Origin of the sequence: Nonomuraea deserti (genome assembly GCF_004348685.1) — a bacterium.
GTDB classification, from domain to species: Bacteria; Actinomycetota; Actinomycetes; order Streptosporangiales; family Streptosporangiaceae; genus Nonomuraea; species Nonomuraea deserti.
The window spans coordinates 1-20,934 of sequence record NZ_SMKO01000194.1 but is presented as its reverse complement, the minus strand read 5'-3'; the positions used below and the strand labels follow the sequence as shown (position 1 = coordinate 20,934).

Annotated in this window: 15 protein-coding genes and 2 pseudogenes; 3 read left to right on the top strand and 14 right to left on the bottom strand. The window is 71.8% G+C overall.

The genetic code is table 11. The features are described 5' to 3' along the window. The 7 genes and pseudogenes from E1292_RS41535 to E1292_RS41505 form a co-directional block, all read right to left on the bottom strand. A pseudogene (locus E1292_RS41535) lies at positions 1-4,011 on the bottom strand (hypothetical protein); the annotation flags it as partial. A 45-nt stretch (positions 4,012-4,056) separates the two neighbouring features. Continuing rightward, complete coding sequence (locus E1292_RS41530; RefSeq protein WP_132604717.1) at positions 4,057-5,862, bottom strand: GH39 family glycosyl hydrolase; 1,806 nt, start codon at positions 5,860-5,862, stop codon at positions 4,057-4,059. A gap of 19 nt (positions 5,863-5,881) precedes the next feature. Beyond that, positions 5,882-7,399, bottom strand: coding sequence for a glucoamylase family protein (locus E1292_RS41525; protein ID WP_220447314.1), 1,518 nt, complete (start codon positions 7,397-7,399; stop codon positions 5,882-5,884). An 11-nt stretch (positions 7,400-7,410) separates the two neighbouring features. Next, the gene (locus tag E1292_RS41520; protein ID WP_132604715.1) at positions 7,411-8,232 is read right to left on the bottom strand and encodes a carbohydrate ABC transporter permease; all 822 of its coding nucleotides are present in this window, start codon (positions 8,230-8,232) and stop codon (positions 7,411-7,413) included. Further along, positions 8,229-9,158, bottom strand: a complete 930-nt coding sequence (locus E1292_RS41515; protein WP_132604713.1) for a carbohydrate ABC transporter permease — start codon at positions 9,156-9,158, stop codon at positions 8,229-8,231. The genes E1292_RS41520 and E1292_RS41515 overlap by 4 nt, the downstream gene beginning before the upstream one ends. 35 nt (positions 9,159-9,193) lie before the next feature. Further along, the gene (locus tag E1292_RS41510) at positions 9,194-10,459 is read right to left on the bottom strand and encodes a sugar ABC transporter substrate-binding protein (RefSeq protein ID WP_220447313.1); all 1,266 of its coding nucleotides are present in this window, start codon (positions 10,457-10,459) and stop codon (positions 9,194-9,196) included. A 160-nt stretch (positions 10,460-10,619) separates the two neighbouring features. Further along, complete coding sequence (locus E1292_RS41505) at positions 10,620-11,612, bottom strand: LacI family DNA-binding transcriptional regulator (protein WP_132604711.1); 993 nt, start codon at positions 11,610-11,612, stop codon at positions 10,620-10,622. Positions 11,613-11,755: 143 nt separating this feature from the next. Between E1292_RS41505 and E1292_RS41500 the strand changes: the two genes are divergently transcribed. Further along, positions 11,756-12,160, top strand: a complete 405-nt coding sequence (locus E1292_RS41500) for a nitroreductase family deazaflavin-dependent oxidoreductase (RefSeq protein ID WP_132604709.1) — start codon at positions 11,756-11,758, stop codon at positions 12,158-12,160. A gap of 15 nt (positions 12,161-12,175) precedes the next feature. Here E1292_RS41500 and E1292_RS41495 read toward each other — a convergent pair whose 3' ends face one another. Genes E1292_RS41495 through glgA form a run of 5 tightly spaced genes read right to left on the bottom strand, consistent with a single transcriptional unit; the run spans position 12,176 to position 16,829 of the window. Then, positions 12,176-12,379, bottom strand: coding sequence for a hypothetical protein (locus E1292_RS41495; RefSeq protein ID WP_132604707.1), 204 nt, complete (start codon positions 12,377-12,379; stop codon positions 12,176-12,178). Positions 12,380-12,381: 2 nt separating this feature from the next. Next, a complete protein-coding gene (locus E1292_RS52385; RefSeq protein ID WP_500690531.1) occupies positions 12,382-14,883 on the bottom strand; it encodes a WXG100-like domain-containing protein in 2,502 nt (833 codons plus the stop codon). 6 nt (positions 14,884-14,889) lie between these two features. Continuing rightward, complete coding sequence (locus E1292_RS41485; protein ID WP_132604705.1) at positions 14,890-15,210, bottom strand: hypothetical protein; 321 nt, start codon at positions 15,208-15,210, stop codon at positions 14,890-14,892. 3 nt (positions 15,211-15,213) lie between these two features. After that, positions 15,214-15,660, bottom strand: coding sequence for a YbaB/EbfC family nucleoid-associated protein (locus E1292_RS41480; protein ID WP_246090696.1), 447 nt, complete (start codon positions 15,658-15,660; stop codon positions 15,214-15,216). Then, positions 15,657-16,829 (bottom strand): glycogen synthase, encoded by a 1,173-nt coding sequence (glgA, locus tag E1292_RS41475; RefSeq protein WP_132604703.1) that lies wholly within the window; start codon positions 16,827-16,829, stop codon positions 15,657-15,659. Before glgA ends, E1292_RS41480 begins: the two co-directional genes overlap by 4 nt. A 199-nt stretch (positions 16,830-17,028) precedes the next feature. Here glgA and glgC point away from each other — a divergent pair, with 199 nt between their 5' ends. Beyond that, positions 17,029-18,264: a glucose-1-phosphate adenylyltransferase gene (gene glgC, locus E1292_RS41470; RefSeq protein WP_132604701.1), complete on the top strand. Its 1,236-nt coding sequence runs from the start codon at positions 17,029-17,031 to the stop codon at positions 18,262-18,264. 238 nt (positions 18,265-18,502) lie between these two features. Here glgC and E1292_RS51795 read toward each other — a convergent pair whose 3' ends face one another. Next, the gene (locus E1292_RS51795; protein ID WP_165975008.1) at positions 18,503-19,357 is read right to left on the bottom strand and encodes a hypothetical protein; all 855 of its coding nucleotides are present in this window, start codon (positions 19,355-19,357) and stop codon (positions 18,503-18,505) included. 214 nt (positions 19,358-19,571) lie between these two features. Here E1292_RS51795 and E1292_RS41460 point away from each other — a divergent pair, with 214 nt between their 5' ends. Then, positions 19,572-20,117, top strand: a complete 546-nt coding sequence (locus tag E1292_RS41460; protein ID WP_132604697.1) for a nuclear transport factor 2 family protein — start codon at positions 19,572-19,574, stop codon at positions 20,115-20,117. A 67-nt stretch (positions 20,118-20,184) separates the two neighbouring features. Here the strand turns inward: E1292_RS41460 and E1292_RS41455 are convergent. Beyond that, positions 20,185-20,934, bottom strand: a pseudogene (locus E1292_RS41455) (hypothetical protein); the annotation flags it as partial.

Here is a 20,934-nt window from a genome sequence, read left to right as displayed (position 1 = left end):
ATCCTGGGCCGGGTCGGGGAGGGTGCGCTCCGAGGCGGTGAGCGCCTCCTCGGCGAGGGTGCGGGCCGTAAGCAGGTCGCCTGCGGCCTCCGCCTCCTCGATCCGCAGCCAGAGCTCCAGCCGCTCCACCCTGCCGTCCCGGCCGCCGCCCGCCCGCGAAGCGGTGAGCGCCTGGTCGAGGGTGGCCCGGCCGCGGGTCACGTCGCCGAGGGTCAGCTGGATGGCGGCGAGCCGGGACAGGACCTCGACGTCCAGTTCCCCTGCCATGGGCGCGATCACCTCGAACGGCACCCCCGCCACGTCCCCGGCCGTCTCCAGCCCTGCCAGGCCGGTCTCCAGCGCGGCCCTGGCGCGGCGGAACTCGCCTTGCCGCTCCAGCGCGAAACCGAGCCTGGTGGAGGCGAGGGCCGCCAGCCGGTCCTGACCGCCTTCGCGGTAACCCGCCACGGCCTGCTCCAGCGCCGCCACCTGCGCGGGCACATCACCGGTGCGTGCGGCCAGCGCCGCCAGCCGATCGCGTACGACGGCCTCTTTGACCGGGTCGCCCGCGGCCGGCCCGAGCGACGAGCGCAGGCGTTCCCCCGCCTCCCGCAGCTCCCCGAGCCGCACGTCCAGAGCGGCCCTGCCCAGGGCGGCAGTCAGGAGCGCCTCGCGATCGCCCGCGACGGCGGCCAGCTCCAAGGCCCGGTCGAGGTCCGCCGAGGCGTCCTCGGCACGGTCGAGCACGGTCAGGCAGGCGGCCCGCATGGTGAGCGCCGTCGACTCCTTGGCGGGGGCGCGCAGCCGGGCCAAGGCCTCCGCCGCGGCCCCGAAGTACTCCAGTGCCCGCTCCGGCTCGCCCTCCGCGTACGCGAGCGCGCCCAGGTTGTACCGGACGGATCCGGCCCCGTCGTCGTGGCCGGCGGCCTCGTACTCGCGCTCGGCCAGTTCGAAAGCGAACCGCGCGCCGCCTGTGTCACCGCGCTCACGGCGGCGCCGCGCGATGCGGTACCACTCGTCGGCGGGCTCGCGGCGCCGTCCCCTCCGCCGCACGATCTCCACCAGCCGGGTCTCGCAGGCGGCCGCCTGCGCCCGGTGGCCGCGCCCGGCCAGCATGACGGCGTGCGCGTCGAGCGTCCTGCAGGCTTCCTCCCACGCTCCCGCCGCCTCCAGCTCGATGGCGCAGGCGGTGATGCGCTCGCCGGCCGCCGTGAGGTCGCCCTGGTCGACGGCCGCCCTGGCGGCGGGCACCAGGGCCATGGCCGCCCGCTCGGTCTCGCCCAGCTCCAGGTACAGCTCGCGAGCCCTGGCCGTGGAGGCCACGGCCGCGGCGGGATCGCCGGCGGCCAGGTGGGCGTCGGCCGCGCGCTCCTGGTGGGAGGCCTCCTCGGCGGCCAGTCCGGCGTCCTCGCACAGGGCGATGGCGCGCCGGTGCTCCTCGACCGCGCCGGCGGGATCGCCGGACCGCAGGTGAACGGCGGCCTTCCTGCCGAGCTGGAGCGCCTCGGAGCCCGGCTCGCCCAGCTCGCGGTAGAGCGCGGCCGACCGTTCGTACGCCTCCAGCGCCCGGTCGAGCCGGCCGGCGTCCTCCTCCCCCGCTCCCTGCCTGGACAGCGCGTACGCCATCCGCGAGCGCGACCCCGCCTCATCGAACGCCGTGGAGGCCCGGCCCAGCACGTCACCGGCGATGTGCGGACGGCCCAGCTCGGCGAACCGCGACGCCACCTGGAGCAGGTACTCGCCGCGCTCCCCCGGCTCTCGCGTCCGCCGTTCGGCGAGCCGCAGCAGTTTGCCCGCCGTCTCCTCGTCCGGCGAGCGCAGGGCCAGCTCGGTCGCGGCCTGGGCGAGCCGCTCGTCCACCCGCATCGGCTCCGGCTGCTCGATCAGGTCGTCCAGCAGGTCCCGCAGCCGCGGCAGCGGCCCGGAGCCCCCGCCAACGCCGGCGGCCATGGTGAGGCCCGAAACGGCGCCAGGGGTGTGGTCGTGAACGGCGGCTGCCACGGGGATGGCCGCGCCCCCGGCGGCGGGTGCAGGCACAGGGGCGGTCGGTGAAGGGCCGGGCGTGGTGGGGCCGGGCGTGGTGGTCGGTGTGGCCAGGATCAGGGCTTCGCTCAGGTCGTCCGTGTCGCCGCGCGCGGAGAAGCGGGCCAGCAGGGTCTCGCCCAGCGCCTGCTGGGCGGGTGCCGGGTCGCGGGCGATCTTGAGGGCGAGGTCGGCTGCCTGGCGGGCGGAGTCCACGGCGTCGTCCAGGTCCTCCGGCCGTCCCGCACGCGTGGCGCGCCACCGCAGCACCTCGGAGATCAGCCCGTACGCCTCCGCCCGCAGCGCCGGCCGGTCACCGGCCGCGAGGGCCTCGCGCAGCACGGCGACGGCCTCGTCGGCGCTGTCTGCGGTGAGACGCAGCTTGAGCGCCCGGCCGAGCAGCAGCAGCACCTCGGCCCTGGCCGCGTCGTGCCGGTCCTGGGCGGCGAGCGCCGCGTGGGCGACCGCGACCGGCTCGGCCGGATCACCGCCGGTGGCGACGGCTCGTTCGAGCAGCGCGTTCGCCAGGCCGGCGAGCAGGCGGGCACGCTCGGGGTGGCCGGTGGGCGCGAGCGCGGCTCCCTCGCGTGCGGCGTCGACGGCGGCTTCCAGGTCGGCGAGGTCACCGGTGACGGCGTAGCGCCTCCGGCAGCGCTCGCCCAGCAGGATGAGCCGCGCCACGGGGTCATCGCCGAGCCCCCGGATCGTCTCCGCGGGCGTCACGCGTATCGCCTCGAGCATCTCCATGCCGGCTTCGAACGACCGCTCGTCCCCCGTGACCACGAACCACTCGACCAGCCCGGTCGCGTACGGAGCCACCACCCCGGACGTGGCCCACGGCTCGTGCCAGAAGTCCAGCGCGCACTGCCCCACCCTGATGAACGCCAGCAGCTCGCCGTCCGCCAGCGACCGGTCGGCCCGCTCACGGGTGAGGTCGACGAGCGCGCGCAGCACCTGCGACCTGTCATGGCTGCCCGGCGGGCTCTGCGCCGCCCTCAGGTAGGCCCCGACCAGTTCCTCGTCGCCGGGCGCGGCGCGGCTGAGGGCGTCCGCCAGCTCACCCGTGTGGGCGACGGGGTCGGCCAGGGCCGCCCGGAACAGCAGGTGCATGGCGTCGTCGGCGGCCTCAGGCGCGCCCGTCGCCTCGTGCAGCCGCATCAGGCCGCCACCCAGCGCGGCCAGCGCGCCGGGCGCCCACGCGGGGCCGGTCGCACGCATGCGGCCGCCCCGTGAGGGTCGCGGTCCGTCGGATCCGGCGGAGCGGCCGCGCCCGGGTGACCCGACGGATCCGGACGATCCGACGGACTCGGACATTCCGACGGACTCGGACGATCCGCCGGGTTTCGATGATCCGAACGGTTCATCCGTTCTGTCGGGATCGGGCGACCGCGCAGGGTCAGGCGAACCGTCGGCATCACCGGTTCCCACCGGGCCGGGCGAACGCGCCACCTCGGGCGAACATGCCGGGTCGGGCGAGCGCGGCGGATCGGCCGAACGTGCCGGATCGGGCGAAGACGCCGGGTCGGGTGGACGTACGGACTCCTGCAGCAGCAGCTCGCCCAGCCGCTCGGCGACCTCCTCCGCCCCCGGGCGCGCCATCGCGTGCCGGACCAGGGCCTGGATCAGCAGCCCCACGTGCGGGTACGCGCCGGGGTCCACCAGCCGGAAGATCTCCTCGACCAGACCGGCCCAGCCGGCGGCCGAGTCGCCGGAAGGCATGCTGGAGCCGCGCAGCCGCTCGGGCAGCCGCCCGGGATCCAGCAGCGCCACGGCGGCGAAGAACGCGCCCGCCACCGCGGCGTCCTGCGTGATCCGCTGGTCGAGCCGGTGGCGGGCGAGGTGCAGCATGCCGATCAGGCGCCATGCGGCGGCGTCGGTGCGGTCGCCGGCGCACGCGCGCATCGCCTCCTCGGCTTCGGCCAGCGCCGCCGGATCCCAGATCAGCTCGGGATCAGCGGCCTGCTCGAAGCGTTCGATGCGGGCGGCCAGTGCCTCGGCCGGATCGGTCATGGCCAAAGGCTCTCACCAGCGTGCGCCCGCGTACAGAAGTGCTGATCACGGTGTCAGCTCGATCAGGGAGACGCCGGGCATCGGCAGGTCGAACGTCAGCGTGACGGGCCCGCCTTCGACGGTGCTCGGCGGCGCCGCCTCGTCGAGCGTGTTGGCCGCGCGGAGCCTGTCCCACTGCTCTTCCGCAGGCCACGCGCCGCCGCCCATCGACCGCCAGACCGCCTCCACGTTGGAGTGGTCGTGGTCGATGCGGTGGTGGGTGAGGGTGTGCGGGCCGTCGAGCCCGTCGACGGTCAGCTCGATCGTGCGGGAGAGTTCGGGTGCGCCGCCGGCCTGCGCCTGGTTGAGGGTGCCGTTCCAGACGAGCACGTCGATCCTGCCGTCGTCGTGCCGGGCCGCCCACGCCTCCACGCCGGCCACGTCGCCGTCGAGCGTGGCGGCCAGTTCGAGGTCGCCGAGCCGGGAGGCGAGCGTGAGGGCGTGGAAGCGGGGCTTGCGCAGGTTGCCGACCGTCAGCAGCCCGAACCCGCCGTGGAACAGCCGCGGCGGCCGGCCCAGCTCCTCGAAATGGTCGGAGGCCACCCAGTGCGAGAGCGCGGCGATCCTGCCCGCCGCCGACTTCATGCCGTGCAGCAGGAACGCCGCCCCGAACGGTCCGTCGCCGATGCCGTGGAAGTGCGTCGGCGTCGGCCCCCACTCCGTCCACCAGACGGGCACGTCGCGCCCGTGCCTGGCCAGGGCGGGCCGCCAGTCGAGGGGCGCGTTGCCGTAGGTGTGGGTGGACAGGAAGTCGAGCGCCGCGCCGGACCCGGCGACGTGGGCGAGCAGTTCCTCGACCCAGCCGTCGGCGGCCGAGGCGGGGCCGCCGACGCGCAGTCCGGGGTGCACGTTCTTCACGGCGGCGGCGGTGACGTCGTAGAGGAGGAAGTACTCCTCGGGCGTGCCGGACCAGAACACGGCCAGGTTCGGCTCGTTCCAGACCTCGAAGGCCCAGTGGTCGACCAGTTCCTGGATGCCGTACCGGCCGGCCAGGTGCTCGACCAGCGCCCTGACGAGGTCGCCCCACGCCTCGAAGTCCTTCGGCGGCGAGACGACGGCCTCGTAGCCGAAGACGGTCTTGGAGGGGTCGGCGGCCAGGTCGCGCGGCATGTAGCCGAGCTCGACGATCGGCCGCAGGCCGAGCGCCATGACCTTGTCGTAGACCTCGTCCACGCGGCTGAAGTCGTGGACGGCCCGGCCGTCGACCTCCTTGTACACGCCGAGGTCGTCGCAGAGGACGGCGTGCGCCCTGACGGCCCGCACGCCGAGCTCGTCGTGCATGACGCGCAGCGCCTCGCTCAGCTCCGCGCCGATCGGCCTGCCGCCGGTCTCGTCGGCGCTCAGCAGGTACGAGAGGTGCTCCGACCCCACCATGTACGCCCACGGCCGGGGCAGGGTGCGCGTCACCCGGCGGGCGTCCACCCGCACCGAAGCCGTCGCTCCTTCCCGCGCGGGCAGCGGCGCCGCGGGCACGGCCTCCGAGAGAGGGCCGACGGCGTCCATGGCCGACAGGGCGGCCACCGCGTAGGCGGCCGCTCCGTGGCCGGTGTCCACGTACCGGCAGCCGGGGACGGCGGGCACGTCCACGTCGGGCTGCGTGATCGGCGCGCCGTCCCTGTGCACCAGGTAGCCGATGGCGCCGGGGACCGGCTCCCAGGTCAGCGTCACCTGCCCGGCGCCGGGCACCGCGCGGAGGCCGGTCGGTGCCACCAGGGCGGGCCGGTGGCGTGCCTGCGACGTGACCCCACCGGACGCGGGGCCGGAGGCCTGGCCGATGCGGTCCTGCCAGTCGCGGTGGGCGGCCGTGTTCATCACATGTTCCCCCGTTTCGTTACTTGGGTGGGACGACGTCCCATTCCTCCAGCCGCATCACCGGGCGGAGCTTCGCCTCGACCCCTGAGCCCGCGAAATAGCGGTGCAGGTTGCCGCCGGCGAGCACGTTGCTCAGCGCGGCCATCACCATGCCCTGGTCGAGTGCCAGGTACCACCGGGACACGGCCCCGGAGCGGACCGCGATCGCGTCGTAGAAGCCGCCGGGTCCGTAGGCGTCGAAGTCCCTGCGCAGCTTGGCCAGGTTGGCCATGGCGGCGGCCCGCGCGTACGGCAGCGCCAGGAAGGCGGCGTGCGGCGTCACCACGCCGTCCCCGAAGGCCGCGGGCTCCGGCTGGGCGGGGCGGCAGCCCTCGTAGCCGGGGTCGGTGGTGGTGCGCTCGCGGTCGGAGGTGTAGCCGGGCTCGTCCATGCCGAGCGCGTCGACGCCGTACTCGCGGTAGCCGCCGTGCGGGTCGTTGGACGGGGAGAAGCCCCAGTAGCCGTACTTCGCCTCGTTCAGTCCGTGCTCGATCTGGGCGCGCACGAACACCGGGTGGTTGCGGCCCCAGCTGCGCGGCGCCCACGTGGCCTCGGGGACCACCAGGTCGGGCATGAGCGCCTCGAACATCGAGCCGCCCCAGTTGGGGACGTACCGCATGCCGCGGTAGCCGTACGTGCCCTCCCAGACGTTCACCCCGAGGTACCGCTTCCACGAGCCGGCCGGTTTCTGCTCCTGCCAGCCGAAGTCGCAGGCGTTGTCGGGGAAGGTGCGGTAGGGGCCGAAGTAGCTCTCGCGCGGGAGCTGGCCGAGCGCGATGCCCACGTACTGGCCGATCCTGGTCTCGGCGGGCGCGCCGTAGTGGTGGCAGGTGGAGTAGACGGTCGTGCCGGTGCCGGCGTAGTCGCTCTCGACGTGGCAGCCGTCGGGCGGCTCGGGCCAGAAGCCGCCGCGCAGCAGCCCGGTGCCGGCGTCGGGCCGGGCGGCGGGGTCGTAGTAGGAGGCGAAGTTCATGGACGTCACGAGCCGGTCGGCGGCCCGGGCGTGGGCGGGGACGGCGTTGCGGACCATCATGAGGGCCGCGGCCAGCCAGCCGTTGTCGACGCTGGAGGCGAACAGCCGCACCGGGTCGCCGGTCTCCGGCCACGTGCGTACGAGCTGGAGGGTGGCGGGGTCGTACCAGTTGTAGAACTGGCCGGTGGGGCCGTGGCGCTCCATCCTCGCCAGCGCCGCCATCACCCTGCCGACCCTGGCGGTGGCGTCGCGCCCGCTGATCAGGCGCAGGTCGCGGGCGGCGAGCGTGCTCCACAGGTACGTGCCGACGTTGGTGGGCGAGGTGACCTCGGCGCGGGTACTGAGGTCGCCGGTCACCTTGTCGGCGGGGACGCCGGTGGCCGGGTCGACCATGGCGGCCATCGAGCGCCAGGTGTCCCTGGCGTAACGGTGGAGCGTGCCGTCGCCGGAGGCGGCGGCCGCCGGCGCGGTCAGCGGCGCGGATAACACCAGCACGAGCAGGCCGGACATGACCGTCTTGCGCATGGGGGGCTCCTCTACTTGAGGCCGGTGGTGGCGATGCCCTGGATGAAGAAGCGCTGCAGGAAGACGAACAGGAGCAGGATCGGCGCGATCACCACGACCGACCCGGCGACCAGCAGGTTGTAGTGGGTGGTCTCGTGGCCGTTGAGGATGTTGAGCGCGACGGGAAGGGTGTACACGCTCTCGCTCTGCGCGACCACCGCCGGCCACAGGAAGTTGTTCCACGAGCCGAGGAACGTGATCAGCCCCAGCGTGGCCAGCGGCGGCCCGCACAGCGGCAGGATGATCGTGAAGAAGATACGGAACTCCCTGGCGCCGTCGACCCTGGCCGCGTCGATCAGCTCGTCCGGCAGGTCGGAGATGAACTGCCGCATCATGAACACGCCCAGAGGCGTCACCACGGTCGGCAGGATGATCCCGATGAACGTGTTGACCATGCCGAGCTTCGCGATCAGTACGAACTGCGGCATCATGACCACGATCGCCGGGATGGCCAGCTGCACCAGCACCAGGCCGAAGGCGACGTTCTTGCCGCGGAAGGACAGTTTGGCGAAGGCGTAGCCGACCATCGAGCAGAACAGCAGGTTGGTGGCCACCAGCACGAGCGCGATGAGCATGCTGTTGGCGAAGGCGGTGCCGATGCTGACCCGCTCGAACAGCTCGACGAAGTTGCCGAGGGTCCAGGTCTCCGGCCAGAAGGTCGGAGGATCGCGCCTGATCTCCCGCTCGGGCTTGAGCGAGCTGAGTGCCGTCCACAGGAACGGCCCGGCGACCAGCGCGAGCCCCACGGCGAGCCCGAGGTGGACGACCGCGTGCTGGCGGCGGGTCCGGCTCATCGTCTCCTCCCCAGCCTCAGTTGCAGGACGGCCAGCGCCACGATCACGGTGAACAGCACGGTCGACGCGGCGCCGGCGTAGCCGTAGTTGCCGACCCCGAACTGGTTGAAGATGGCGAGCGAGGCCGACAGCGTCGAGTTGAGCGGTCCGCCGCGGGTCATGACCAGCGGCTCCTCCAGGAACTGCATGAACCCGACCGAGCTGTAGACGGTGCAGAACAGCAGGACGGGCCGCAGCGACGGCACGGTCACCGAGCGGAAGCGGGCCCACCGTCCCGCGCCGTCGACCTCGGCCGCCTCGTGAAGTTCCCGCGGGATGCTCTGGAGCGCGGCCAGCAGCACGACCATGGTGAAGCCGAAGCTGCGCCAGGCCGTCATGACGATGATCGACGGCAGGGCGGTGGCCTCGTTCTGCAGCCAGTCGGGGCCCTGCACCCCCACCAGTTCCAGCAGCCGGTTGACCAGCCCCGCCTCGGGCTCCAGCAGGAACTTCCAGGCCACGGCGATGCCGATGATGCTGGTGATGTTCGGCAGGTAGTAGCCGAGCCGGAAGAACGCGGCCGGCAGGCGGGCGATCCCCGTGTTGAGCAGCACCGCGGCGGCCAGCCCGAGCCCGATGGTCAGCGGCAGGGCCGTGACCACGAACACGACGGTGTTGAGCGCCGCCCGGCGCATGGCGCCGTCGTCCATGAGCCGGAGGTAGTTGTCGATCCCGACCAGGTCGACGGCCAGCGGGTCGGCCACGTCGGTGCTGCGCATGTCGGTGAAGCTCATGCCGATGCCGACGAGCAGCGGCCCCAGGTAGAACACCGCGAACAGCACCACGAACGGCAGAATGAAGATCCATGCGATGCCGGCCTGGCGTAACGGGCTCCTGATCCTGATCGGGGCCGGTGCGCGCGGCGCCCGCCGCGTGAGGACCGCCATGGCCTACCGGCTCTCCGCCCAGCCGGCTTGCCCGCTCACAGGCCGGTGCCGATCGTGTCGGCCTGGGCCTGGATCGCCTTGGCCGTCTGCTCGGGAGTGGACCTGCCGCGGGCCAGCTTCTCCAGCTCCGCCTCCAGGACCTTGGCCACCTGCTCCCACGTCGGGAACGGCGGCGGCGTCTTCGCGTCCTTGAGCTGCTCGCCGAAGACGGCCAGTTGCTTGTCGGCGGTCAGCTCGGGCTGCCGCCAGGCCTCCTGCACGGCGGGCAGCGCCTTGACCGTGGTGTACCACTTGGCCTGCACCTCGGGCTCGCTCAGCCACTGCACGAACTTCCAGGCCGCGTCGCGGTTCTTCGCCTGCTTGAACACCGCCATGTCGGCGCCGCCGACGAAGCTCGTTGCCGAGACAGGGCCCTTCGGGTAGGGGGCGACGTCGAACTTGTCCTTGAACGCGGGGCCGCCGTCGTTGTTCAGCACGCCGATCATCCACGGACCGGAGAAGAAGCCGCCGACCTCGCCCTTGATGAAGGTCTGCGGGAAGGCGCCCTCGGGGATGTCGGTGGGGGCGAGCTTCTGCTCGAACAGCGTCTCGTACTGCCTGAGTGCGGCGACCGCCTCGAGGGTGTCGAAGGTGTACGCGCCGTCCTCGGCGATCTCGCCGCCGGCCTGCCAGATCAGCGGCAGCACCTCCTGCCAGGAGGCGCCCAGGGTGTAGCTCTGCTGGAAGCCGTCCTCGGCGCCGCCCTTCTCCTTGAGCGCCCTGGCGAACGCGGTGAGCTCCTCCCACGTCTTCGGCGGCTGCACACCCGCTTTCGCGGCCTGGTCGGTGCGGTAGTAGAGGACGCGCGTCTCGACGTACCAGGGGACGCCGTACGCCGTGCCGTTGACGTCGACCGTCTGCCAGGCGCCGGGGAAGAACGCCGCCTTGTCGACGAGGTTGCCCGGCGTGGGTTCGAGCGCGCCGGTCTTGGCCAGCTCGCCCGACCAGGTCGAGCCGATCATGCTGACGTCGGGGGTGGCGTTGCCCGCGATGGCCGCGGTGATCTTGTCGTGCGCCACGTCCCAGCCGATCGCCGTGACGTTGACCCGCACCCCTGGGTTGGCGGCCTCGAAGTCCTTGACGAACGCGCCGAGCGCCTTGCCCTCTTCGCCCATCGCCCAGACGGTGACCTCTCCCGTCACGCTTCCGGTCGTGACGTCGCGCGCCTGCTCGGACGCGGTGCCGGCGTCGCGTCCGCAGCCGGCGGCCATGAGGGCGAGGGCCAGCGCGCCGGCGGCAACGCGCCGGGTGGTGGTGTTCACCGGTCTCCTCCAGCGTGCGGGCCGCGTCCCCCGGCGCGGCGGGTCGCCAGTGGGGCGACCAGTGGGGCGACAGGTGGTGTCATCGCGGAGTCCCGGCGCATGGCGTTCTCCTCATCGTGTCGGCGGGGTGCCGGCGGGCCGCTGCGCACGGCCGCCGGGGTCATGTGGCGGCCGGGTGGCCGCCGCAGCTGGAGCGGATCATCAGCTCGGTGGTCAGGACCAGGTGGCGGGGGGTGTCGCGGGCGCCGGTTATCAGCTCGTCGAGCGCGCGGGCGGCGCGCGCCCCGAGCTCGCGCATCGGCTGGCGTACGGTGGTCAGCGCCGGGCGGGCGTGGCGGGCGGCCATGATGTCGTCCCAGCCCGTGACGGCCACGTCGCCGGGCACGTCGAGGCCGAGCTCCTCGGCGGCGAGCAGCGCCCCCAGCGCCACCTCGTCGTCGGAGCACACGATCGCCTCGGGCCGCCCCTCGCCCCTGAGCAACGTCAGGGCGGCGTCGTAGCCGCACTCCACGGTGTAGTGGCGGGTGTCCACGGCCTCGATGGCGCCGCCGAGCACCTCCCGCACGCCCTGCCAGCGCTGGTCCACGTCGTCCTGGCTGGTCAGCGGCGCGCCGAGGAAGGCGAAGCGTTCGTAGCCGTGCCCGGCCAGGTGACCGGCCAGGGCCCGCGCGGACGCGGTGTTCTCGCTGCGCAGCGTGTCGGCGCCGGCCAGCGGCTCGCGCGAGACGAACACCAGCCGGACGCCGAGCCGCACCAGCTCCGCGACCAGCGGCTCGGGCACGGTGTGACCGAAGATCAGCATGCCGTCGACCCGACCGGCCAGGTCCTTGACCAGGTCGCCGACCTTCGTGCGGCCCTTGGTCGACAGGATGACCACGGAGCGGCCCAGCTCGGAGGCGACCTCCTCGTAACCGAGCAGGACCTCGGTGTAGTAGGGGCCCGCGAGATCGGGGAACACGATGCCGTTGGCGGCGTGGCGGCCCTCGGCGAGGCTGACGCCGAGGCGGCTGGGCGTGAAGTTGAGCTCCTCGACCGCCTTGAGCACCTTCTCGCGCGTCCTGGCCGCCACGGGGCCCGTGCCGCGCAGCGCCCTCGACACGGTCGCGATCGACACCCCGGCACGTTTGGCCACCTCGTAGATGGTCACGTCCATCGCGCACCTCACTTCTCTGTAAGCGCTTACACAAAAGCCTGTGTAAGCGCTTACAGAAATGCAGTGTGCCAGGGCCGCCAACTTCTCGTACAGACCCAGGCACGTAACGGTGAGGTCACGCCCGTCGCGGGTAGACAGGGTGCATGCTCTACGGCAAGGAACATGTCCAGCGTTATCAGGAAACCGACGGCGCCGAAGGACACGACTGGAACAACACCACGGTGCTCCTCCTCACCACCGAAGGCCGCAAGTCAGGCCGGCCGTACACGACCCCGCTCATCTACCAGCGGCACGGCGACGACCACGTGATCGTGGCTTCCAAAGGCGGCGACCCCGACCATCCGGAGTGGTACAAGAACCTCGTCGCCAACCCGGACGTCGACGTGCAGGTGAAGGAGCAGCGGTTCAAGGCCCGCGCCCGTACGGCGACCGCGGAGGAGAAGCCGGAGCTCTGGCGGCTGATGACGGCCACCTGGCCGGACTACGACAACTACCAGCGCCAGACCGACCGCGAGATCCCGGTCGTCGTCCTCGAACGCATCACCTGACCTGCGCGGAAAGCACTATCCCACCGGGACGAACTCCACGTAGCCGTTGCTCCAGCCCGTGTACCACTCATAGGTCTCGGAGACGGTCAGCCCTCGGGAGATCATCGTCTGCTCGAACATTCTCCGCAGTTCCTCGGAGCTGGCCGCGACTTCGCCCTCGGCGGTCAGCCCGAGCGTGCCGAGGATCCTGCCGGTGCGAACCTCTCTCACCTGAAGCACACTCACTCCTGTTCGAAAATCGATCGTGACCCTGAAGCGTTCTCGGCGACCTTCAACCACCGGTGCCATGTCGCATCGAACCAGTCGGCACGCCCAAGACCTTCGAAGTACGGCCGGGCCGACCATATCCGGGTGGCCAAGTGCTGGACATCCGCCTCACTCAGCTCGTTCTTGACGTACTCGAAGTCCAGCAGGATCATCCCCTCCCACTTTCGCGACACCCAGTAGTCGGCGAAGGGAGAGTTCGTCATCTCGGCCACCTTGCCCCTGTACTTCTCGGGAACCTGGTCGAAGGCCCCCGACATGTCGATTCCCCACGCATCGCCGTTCTCGTCGCCGATGATGTTGCGGAGATTGGCGTCCGCGTCGACGTCGAGGACGTGAAGGAGTCCGAGGAGCTTGGCGGACAGGTTGGTGGGCACCGCCCGCCCCAGCAGCGTGGCGCCCGTGCCCACGAACGGCATGACGACCGAGGCCGCGTCGACCCGGTAGACGGGCGGGACCTTGGCTCCAAGGCGTTCTCCGAGGATCGACCCGAGAACCTCTGCGTTGGCCTCCCTCGTGGACTTCACCTCCTTGAACACCCATTCCGAGCCGTCCTCGAAATCGAAGGTGCGCACCCGGCGCGCGGAGACGCCGCCACCCAGGTTCCCCCCGTCGTTCCCACCCAGCTGCTGGACGGCCTCCATGAGCCGTGGCGGCATCGGCCGGTACCCCGGATGCGGCGGGATCGGGGAGGCCGTCGGCCGGCCGAGGCCACCCTGCCCTGGCGGATTGCCGGGGTTCGCGGCGACGGCGGTCGACTCGGCTCGGCGATTGATGAGCCTGTCGATGCGGTTGCGCGCCCTGCCCTGGCCGCCCGTTTCCTCCTGCCCGGAGAACGCGCGCATGGTGTCCGGTCCCCGGGTGGCGTGAGTGGCCGGGACCGCGCGCGTGCCCGGCGCCGCGGCGCCGTCCGGGCCGGAGAGCGCGACATCGCGCGCCGGGGGGCGGGCGACAGGGGAGGCGTCCTGTGAACGGGTGGCCTGGCCGCCGTCCTCTCGCCTGACCACGGGATCGGGCCTGTGCGAGCCTTCCGACCCGCCCGAACGCTCACCGCCGACGTGCGGCGCGGCGTCCGGCGCCGGACGCTCCGGAGCGGAGCGCTCCGCCGCCGGACGCTCTGGCCCGGGGCCATCCGCCGCCGGGCGATCCGGAACCGAACGGTCCGGAACCGGGCGGCCCGGCACCGAACGGTCCGGTGCCGGGCGATCCGGTGCCGGGCGATCCGGTGCCGGGCGATCCGGTGCCGGGCGATCCGGTGCCGGGCGATCCGGTGCCGGGCGATCCGGGGTGGCGGGGATCTCCGCCCGGTGGGCGGCGGGAGGCTGCTCCGGCGGCGCGGCCCTGTCGCCCGGACCGTCAGACGGACGTGCGGGCGCGTGATCCCCCGCCCGCGGGGCGTCGCGTCCGGCACCCGCCAGGCCGGTCTCGGGTGCCGGACCACCGCTCTCGCGTCGAACCCCGCCGTACGGACCTTGCCCCCCGCGGGCACCCTCGGGGTCGTAAGGTGCGCTTTCCGCGCGCGAAGGCCGGGGATCCCCACCCGAGCCGGGGGGTTGATGAGGCGACCTGCCGGGAGCCGCGGCCGGATCGTGCGCGGGTGGTGGACCGATGTCCGTATGCCGCGCGGCCCCGGGATTCCAGCTTGCCCAGTGCGCGTCCGCCCCTCCCAGCGCCCCTGCCGTGGTGCCTTTCGCCACCATCTCCCAGTCGATCGGCTGGCCGCTCAGCAGCATGGTGGCGAGTGTGGCCCCACCGCCCGCCACAGCGGAATGCCCCATCAGCCCCAGAACGGACCGAGGCGGCAACAACCCCGTGCTCAGCGTCAGCGAGACGCCGGTGATGGCTCCGGATACCGCCGACCAGCCCACCTGATCCCAGTCGATCTCCTCGCGCCGGGACTGGCTTGCCTGGACGTACAGGTCGATGCCGCCCATCAGCGTCCCGAAGAGCGCCACGTTGAACAACAACCTGTTGCGCAGTTGCCGGACCGTCATCCTGGCGGCCTGCGCCCGGGCGCCGGCAGCAGCCCATGCCACGCCCGACGCCGGCGACACCATCGCCCAGAGCAGCCAGGACAGCTGCACGATGAGCAGCAGCGCCGAAGCTTTGATCATGCGCTTGGTGTGCTGGACCTGCACGCCCAGGTCGTTACAGGCCAGCGCCAGCCCCGCCAGGCGTTTGAGCAGCTCTTCCTTACGGCTCTGGGCCTCGCGCCCCACCCGGTCGACGAACCGCCGGAGCGCCGCACCGTCCCAGTCGCCCCGCTCGGCGCCGGCGGCCGCTCCCCCCGCGGCGCTCCCATCCCCGCGCACCCCGCCGTTGATCCGGTGGAAGGCGAGCGCCAGATCGTCGGCCAGCCGGAACAGCACGACCTCGTCCGCCTCGGGCCAGTCCGTGCCGACGACCCAGCCGATCCAGGGTCGTACCTGTTCGGGGATGGGAACCCCGTCCAACCACACCGGCGATCAGCCCTGCCCGCGCTCCCGAGAGCGCGGATCCTCTGCGCCTCCGTAATGCGCCGCGGTGTCCTGGAGTCCCGTGTGCAGGCCGTCGAGTTCCTCGATGTACGCGTCGAACGCGGCGAATATCTGCTCCTTCAGCTGGGGATAGTGCTTCTCCAGCTCGGCGCCGTACTGGTCGTGCCCCATCGGCCGCCCCGCCGTCGCGAAGGCCTCCCGTACGTCATCGCGAACGTCCTTGACGAAGGCCGCCTCGTCCGCGGCCTGCCCGCCCCGCTGCCGGCGGATTCGCTCCCATTCCGCGGCGTAGCCCTCGGCCCCATCCATGGACTACGGCTCCTGAGGGCTCGGGAAGAACCCCTTCAGGCCCGCCCCGGTGCCAAAGATGTCATCGTATGGCACCCCTTCCGGCATCATGGGCTCCACCAGCTCTCGTGTCCGGGCCGACACCTCACGCATCGCGACCCCGATCTGGTGCATGATCGCGTCGGCGAGCTCGGAGGGCGACAGCTTGCGGTAGACGCGGGGGTCCAAGGCAAGGGAACGCACCTGCCCGCGCGAGTCCACGATCACCGTCACCATCCCGTCCGCGGACCGGGCGGTGTGGCTGAGCTCGTTCAGCTGGCCGTACACGTCGCGCAACCGGCTCGCCGATCGGCCGAAGCCTGCTGCCGCTTCCTTGAACGCGGCGTCGATCTCTTCCTGCACAGGAGCCCCAAACGTAACTGTCCGATATCGAAGATAGTCGAATCGGCGCAGAAACGGGACAACCTTCACAACAGCAAAGATTTGTAGAGATCGCGCGTGCGGTGGGCGATGCGCGACCAGGAGAAGTGGTCGACCGCGCGGGCGCGGCCGGCCCGGCCCATCGCCTGGGCGCGGGCCGGGTCGCCGAGCAGGGTGTTGACGCGTCCGGCCAGGTCGGCGGCGAACCGCTCGGGGTCGTGCGGCGTGCCGTCGCCGCTCTGGGAGATGGGCACCAGCAGCCCCGTCTCGCCGTCGGCCACCACCTCGGGGATGCCGCCCGTCGCCGTCGCGACCACGGCCGTCTCGCAGGCCATCGCCTCCAGGTTGACGATCCCCATCGGCTCGTAGACCGACGGGCACACGAACACCGTCGCGTGCGTCAGCAGCTGGATCACCTCCGGCTTGGGCAGCATCTCCTGGATCCAGAACACGCCGTCACGGTCGAGGCCGCGCACCAGCGCGGTCACCTCGGCGGCGATCTCCGGCGTGTCGGGCGCCCCCGCGCAGAGCACGAGCTGGGCGTCGCGGTCGAAGGAGCGCGCCGCGTGCAGGAGGTGGACCAGGCCCTTCTGGCGGGTGATGCGGCCGACGAACACGACATAGGGCCTGCCCGGGTCGACGCCGTGCTTCTTCAGCACGTCGAGGCCGGGGTCGGGGGCGTATTCAGCGGTGTCGATGCCGTTGTGCACGACGGTGACCCTGCCGGGCGGTATCTCGGGATAGGCGGCCAGGACGTCGCGGCGCATGCCCTCCGACACCGCGATCACCGCGTCGGCGGCGGCCAGTGCGGTGCGCTCGGCCCACGACGAGATCGTGTAGCCGCCGCCGAGCTGCTCGGCCTTCCACGGCCGCAGCGGCTCGAGGCTGTGCGTGGTGACCACGTGGGGGACGCCGTGCAGCATCTTGGCGACATGCCCGGCGAAGTTGGCGTACCAAGTGTGCGAGTGAACGACGTCCGCCCCCTCGCAGGCGGCGGCCATCTCCAGGTCGACGCCGAGCACCTGGAGCGCGGCGTTGGCGCTTTCGAGCCCGCCCGGCACGCGGTAGGCCGACACCCCCGCCTCGGCGCGGTCGGCCCCGAAGCAGCGCACCCGTACGTCGGCCAGTTTCCGCAGCTCCCTGGCCAGGTATTCCATGTGCACCCCGGCTCCGCCGTAAACCTCCGGCGGATATTCACGGCTGAGCAGATCGACACGCATGACACGACCTTATGGCGGGCCACGGCCGGCGGACCATCACAAGGGGCGAGTGTTGCACCGTTGCCCCGTTCTGACACCTCGGCGAACCGCTGCCCTCGAAACTCCCGTGGGCACATTGATCCGCAAATCCGGACACGCGCGAATGCCACCGTGCAGGCTTTCGTCGATAGATCGGCCATTTGAGGGTAGCGTCCAGAACATGAGGTCCCGGAAGGTGCTTGCGGTCGTGCTGGCAGGTGGAGAGGGCAAGAGGCTCATGCCGCTCACGGCGGATCGGGCCAAACCGGCCGTGCCGTTCGGGGGGATGTATCGGCTCATCGACTTCGTGCTGTCCAACCTGGCCAACGGCGGCTTCCTGAAGATCGTCGTACTCACGCAGTACAAGAACCACAGCCTCGACCGGCACGTGTCCCGCACCTGGCGGCTGACGGCGATGCTGGGCAACTACGTCACCCCCGTGCCGGCGCAGCAGCGGCTCGGCCCCCGCTGGTTCTCGGGGTCGGCGGACGCCCTCTTCCAGAACCTGAACCTGATCTACGACGAGATGCCCGAGCACGTGATCGTGTTCGGGGCCGACCACATCTACCGGATGGATCCGCAGCAGATGGTCGAGCAGCACGAAGACTCCGGCGCCGACGTCACCGTGGCGGCGATCCGGCAGCCGCTGTCGCTGGCCGACCAGTTCGGCGTGATCGAGACCGACCCCGAGGGACGCCGGATCGTCGCCTTCAGGGAGAAGCCGAAAGACGCGGTGGGGCTGGCCGACTCGCCCGACGAGGTGTTCGCGTCGATGGGCAACTACGTGTTCAGAACGCAGTCGATGATCGACGCGTTGCGCGAGGACGCGCTCGACCCGACGAGCAAGCACGACCTGGGCGGAAACATCATCCCCATGCTGGTCAAGTCGGGCGGAGCCGACGTGTACGACTTCGCGCACAACATCGTCCCCGGCTCCAGCGAGCGCGACCGGGGCTACTGGCGCGACGTGGGGACGCTCGACGCCTACTACGACGCCCACATGGACCTCATCTCGGCCCACCCGGTGTTCAACCTCTACAACGACAAGTGGCCGATCTTCACCGGGCACGACCCGCTGCCGCCCGCCAAGTTCGTGCACAACGACGGTGACCGGGTGGGGCGGGCGATCGACTCGCTGGTGTCGCCCGGCGTGATCGTCTCCGGCGGGACGGCGATCCGGTCGGTCCTGTCGCCCAAGGTGGTGCTCCACTCGCATTCACGGGTGGAGGACTCCGTGCTGATGGAGAACGTCAAGATCGGCAGGGGCGCGGTGGTGCGCAAGGCGATCATCGACAAGAACGTCGTCATCCCCGACGGCGCGCGGATCGGCTTCGACCTCGAGTACGACCGCACCCGATTCGCGCTGACGCGGGGCGGGGTCGTGGTCATCGGCAAGAACGAGATCGTCGACCGGTAGGCGGGCGGAGGCGGTCGCGGGTCGCGGTCTCCCGCGTGCCGGTGGCCTACCGGAAAGGAAAACCGGGCCGGCGCCGGAGCGCCGGGCGGCAGTGTCACGAAGGTCGTCAACAGGTAGGGAGCCCGGGACGTCTGGGGAAGGGTCCCGGGCCACGTGGCAGTGTCCCGGGACCGCACGGAATCGGCCCGAACAGGATCGGACCAACCCTTCTCAGCGCTGGCTCAGCCAGGCCGCCCGCCTAGTACTGGCCGTACCAGGAGCTGGGCCAGCCGTAGGGGTTTCCCCAGGTGCGGTAGCCATAGTGCGGCCAGCCCCAGTGGTGGTACGGGCGGTAGCCATGGTGGTGGCGCCGGTCACCGTCGTGCTCGCGGTTCCAGTCCCTGGCGTACCTGTCGTCCTCCACGGCCTCCAGGTCGGTGGTGTCGTGCTCCTCAGCCGGCCGGCGCCCCTTGAAGTGCCAGGCCTCTTCGGACTCCTCGGACTCGGCGGCCTCCTGCGAGTGCCAACCCTCATGGGCCTGCCCGGCCTCCTCGGAGTGCCAGCCCTCTTGCGACTCAGCGGCCTCCTCCGACTCATAGGCCTCTTCCGAATCCCAGGCCTCTTCCGACTCACCAGCCTCCTCGGAGTACTCGGCTTCCTCCGACTCCCAGGCCTCCTCCGACTCACCAGCCTCCTCGGAGTACTCGGACTCCTCCGACTCCCAGGCCTCCTCCGACTCGTAGACGTCCGCGACGGCTTCGGCCTTCTCCGCCTCCTCGGCCTTGTGAGCTTCCTCGGCCTTATGGGCTTCCTCGGCCTTATGGGCTTCCTCGGCCTTATGGGCTTCCTCGGCCTTGCGAGCTTCCTCGGCTTCCTTGTTCTCCGCGGCCGTCATGTCGCCGTAACGGAACGCTTTCCGCTCGCGGCGGTCGGTGCAGGCCTCGGCGTCGCGGCGGGACGCGTAGACGCCCCAGCGGTCGATGCGGAGCGTGTGGGTGGCGTCGGACACGCTCAGGCCGCAGGTGACCTCTTCAGCGTGGGCAGGACCGGCTATGGCGACGAGCGCGGCGGCGGTGGCCAGAGCGCCACCTGTGGCTATGAGCTTACTTCTCACGTTCTCCCCCTGTTATCACGAAGTGACAAGGCTTAATCACTCTATGTAGTCGGTCTCGTAACGTGGTGTAACGCCACGCGAGGAACGTCTCACCGCTTTGCCGGATGTCTCGGGACAAGATCGCGCTTATGTCGCCGTGCTCCCACCTCGATAGCCATCGGTTATAACGACAGGTCTTGGACTCGGAAGGCTGGGCGACCGCATCATCGTCGCCATGAGGATCCAGCCCTTACGCCGCCCGTCCGCCCGCCGCCGCATCGTGCCCGCCCCGCTCCTTCGCCGCCCGGCGCGTACGGCTACGACAGCCCTGCTCCTCGCCGGAACGCTCGCCGTGAGCGCCTGCGGCACCGGTTCTGACGATGCCCTCAGGGCCGCTGAAGGTCCCACGACCGTTGATCCCGCGCCGGCGTCGCCGTCCGGCACGAGCCCCGGCGCGGCGACCGGCGTGGTCGCGGCGGCGCAGGCGTACGTGGACGCGGTGAACGCCCGCGATCTGGAGGCGCTCGTCACCTCCTTCGCCCGGAACGGCGAGATCGTCGACGTCAGCCGGAGCATCCGCGGGCACGACGCCATCCGCGAATGGGCGGACAACGAGGTGATCGGCGGCACGCTGCGGGTGGTCTCCGTGGTCGAGAACCGGGCGGACGGGCAGCGGCTGCTGGTCCACTGGGCTCCCTCGGGATCCAGCGGGTGGCGTGCGCACTACGACTTCACGGTGCGCGGCGGGCGCATCGTCAAGGCAGACCTCCAGTACGCCTGATCACGCCTGAAGCAGCCGATGACCGAGCCGAAGGCGCCGATGCCGCATCGCCCCCGGGTGGAACGGCCTAACCGTGCCGCCAGAGCGCGGCTCTGGTGAGGTCGCCCTCCCCGGCGACCGAGCCGGCGGCGTAGACCTCCCGGGTGCCAGGACGCCACGCCAGCGCCGCGACGACGCCGTCGATCTCGCCTGACGTCCAGTGGCCGCCCGCGTGGCGCAGCAGGCGGGCGCCCGTCGCGTCGAGGACCCACATGCCGCCGGCGCCGTCCGGTTCCGCCTGGGTGAACGTGGCGCCGAGCGGGCCCCACCGGCAGTGCCACGCTCCGCCGTCCCAGTGCAGCGCCACCGGGCGTGACCGCTCCAGCGGCTCCCCCTCCGCGTCGTACTTCCCCCGCACCAGCCAGGACACCCCGCCCACCGCCCACACGTCGTCGGGCCCGAGCACGGCCACGTCGGCGAGCCGGGAACGGGGCGAGACGGCTCCGCGCGGAACGCCGAGCTCCGGCACGCCGACCGCCTGCCAGGCCGAGCCGTTCCAGCGGGCGGCGGCCGGTTCGCCGGGCACGGGCGGGCCGCTCACCGTCCACACGTTCGCGCCCTCTCCCCCGACGGCTCCCGCCCTGGACGGCAACCGGTACGCCGGCCAGCCCGAACCGTCCCACCGCATCGCCGCCCGCCCTGACACGACCCACGGCCCACGCGCCGCCGTGCCGTACAAGCCGATGGACGAGCCGATGAAGCCCTCATCGAACGGGCCGGTGGCAGGAACACCGGACGGGCCGGTGGAACGACCCGCGGGCGGACCCGTGGGCGGGTG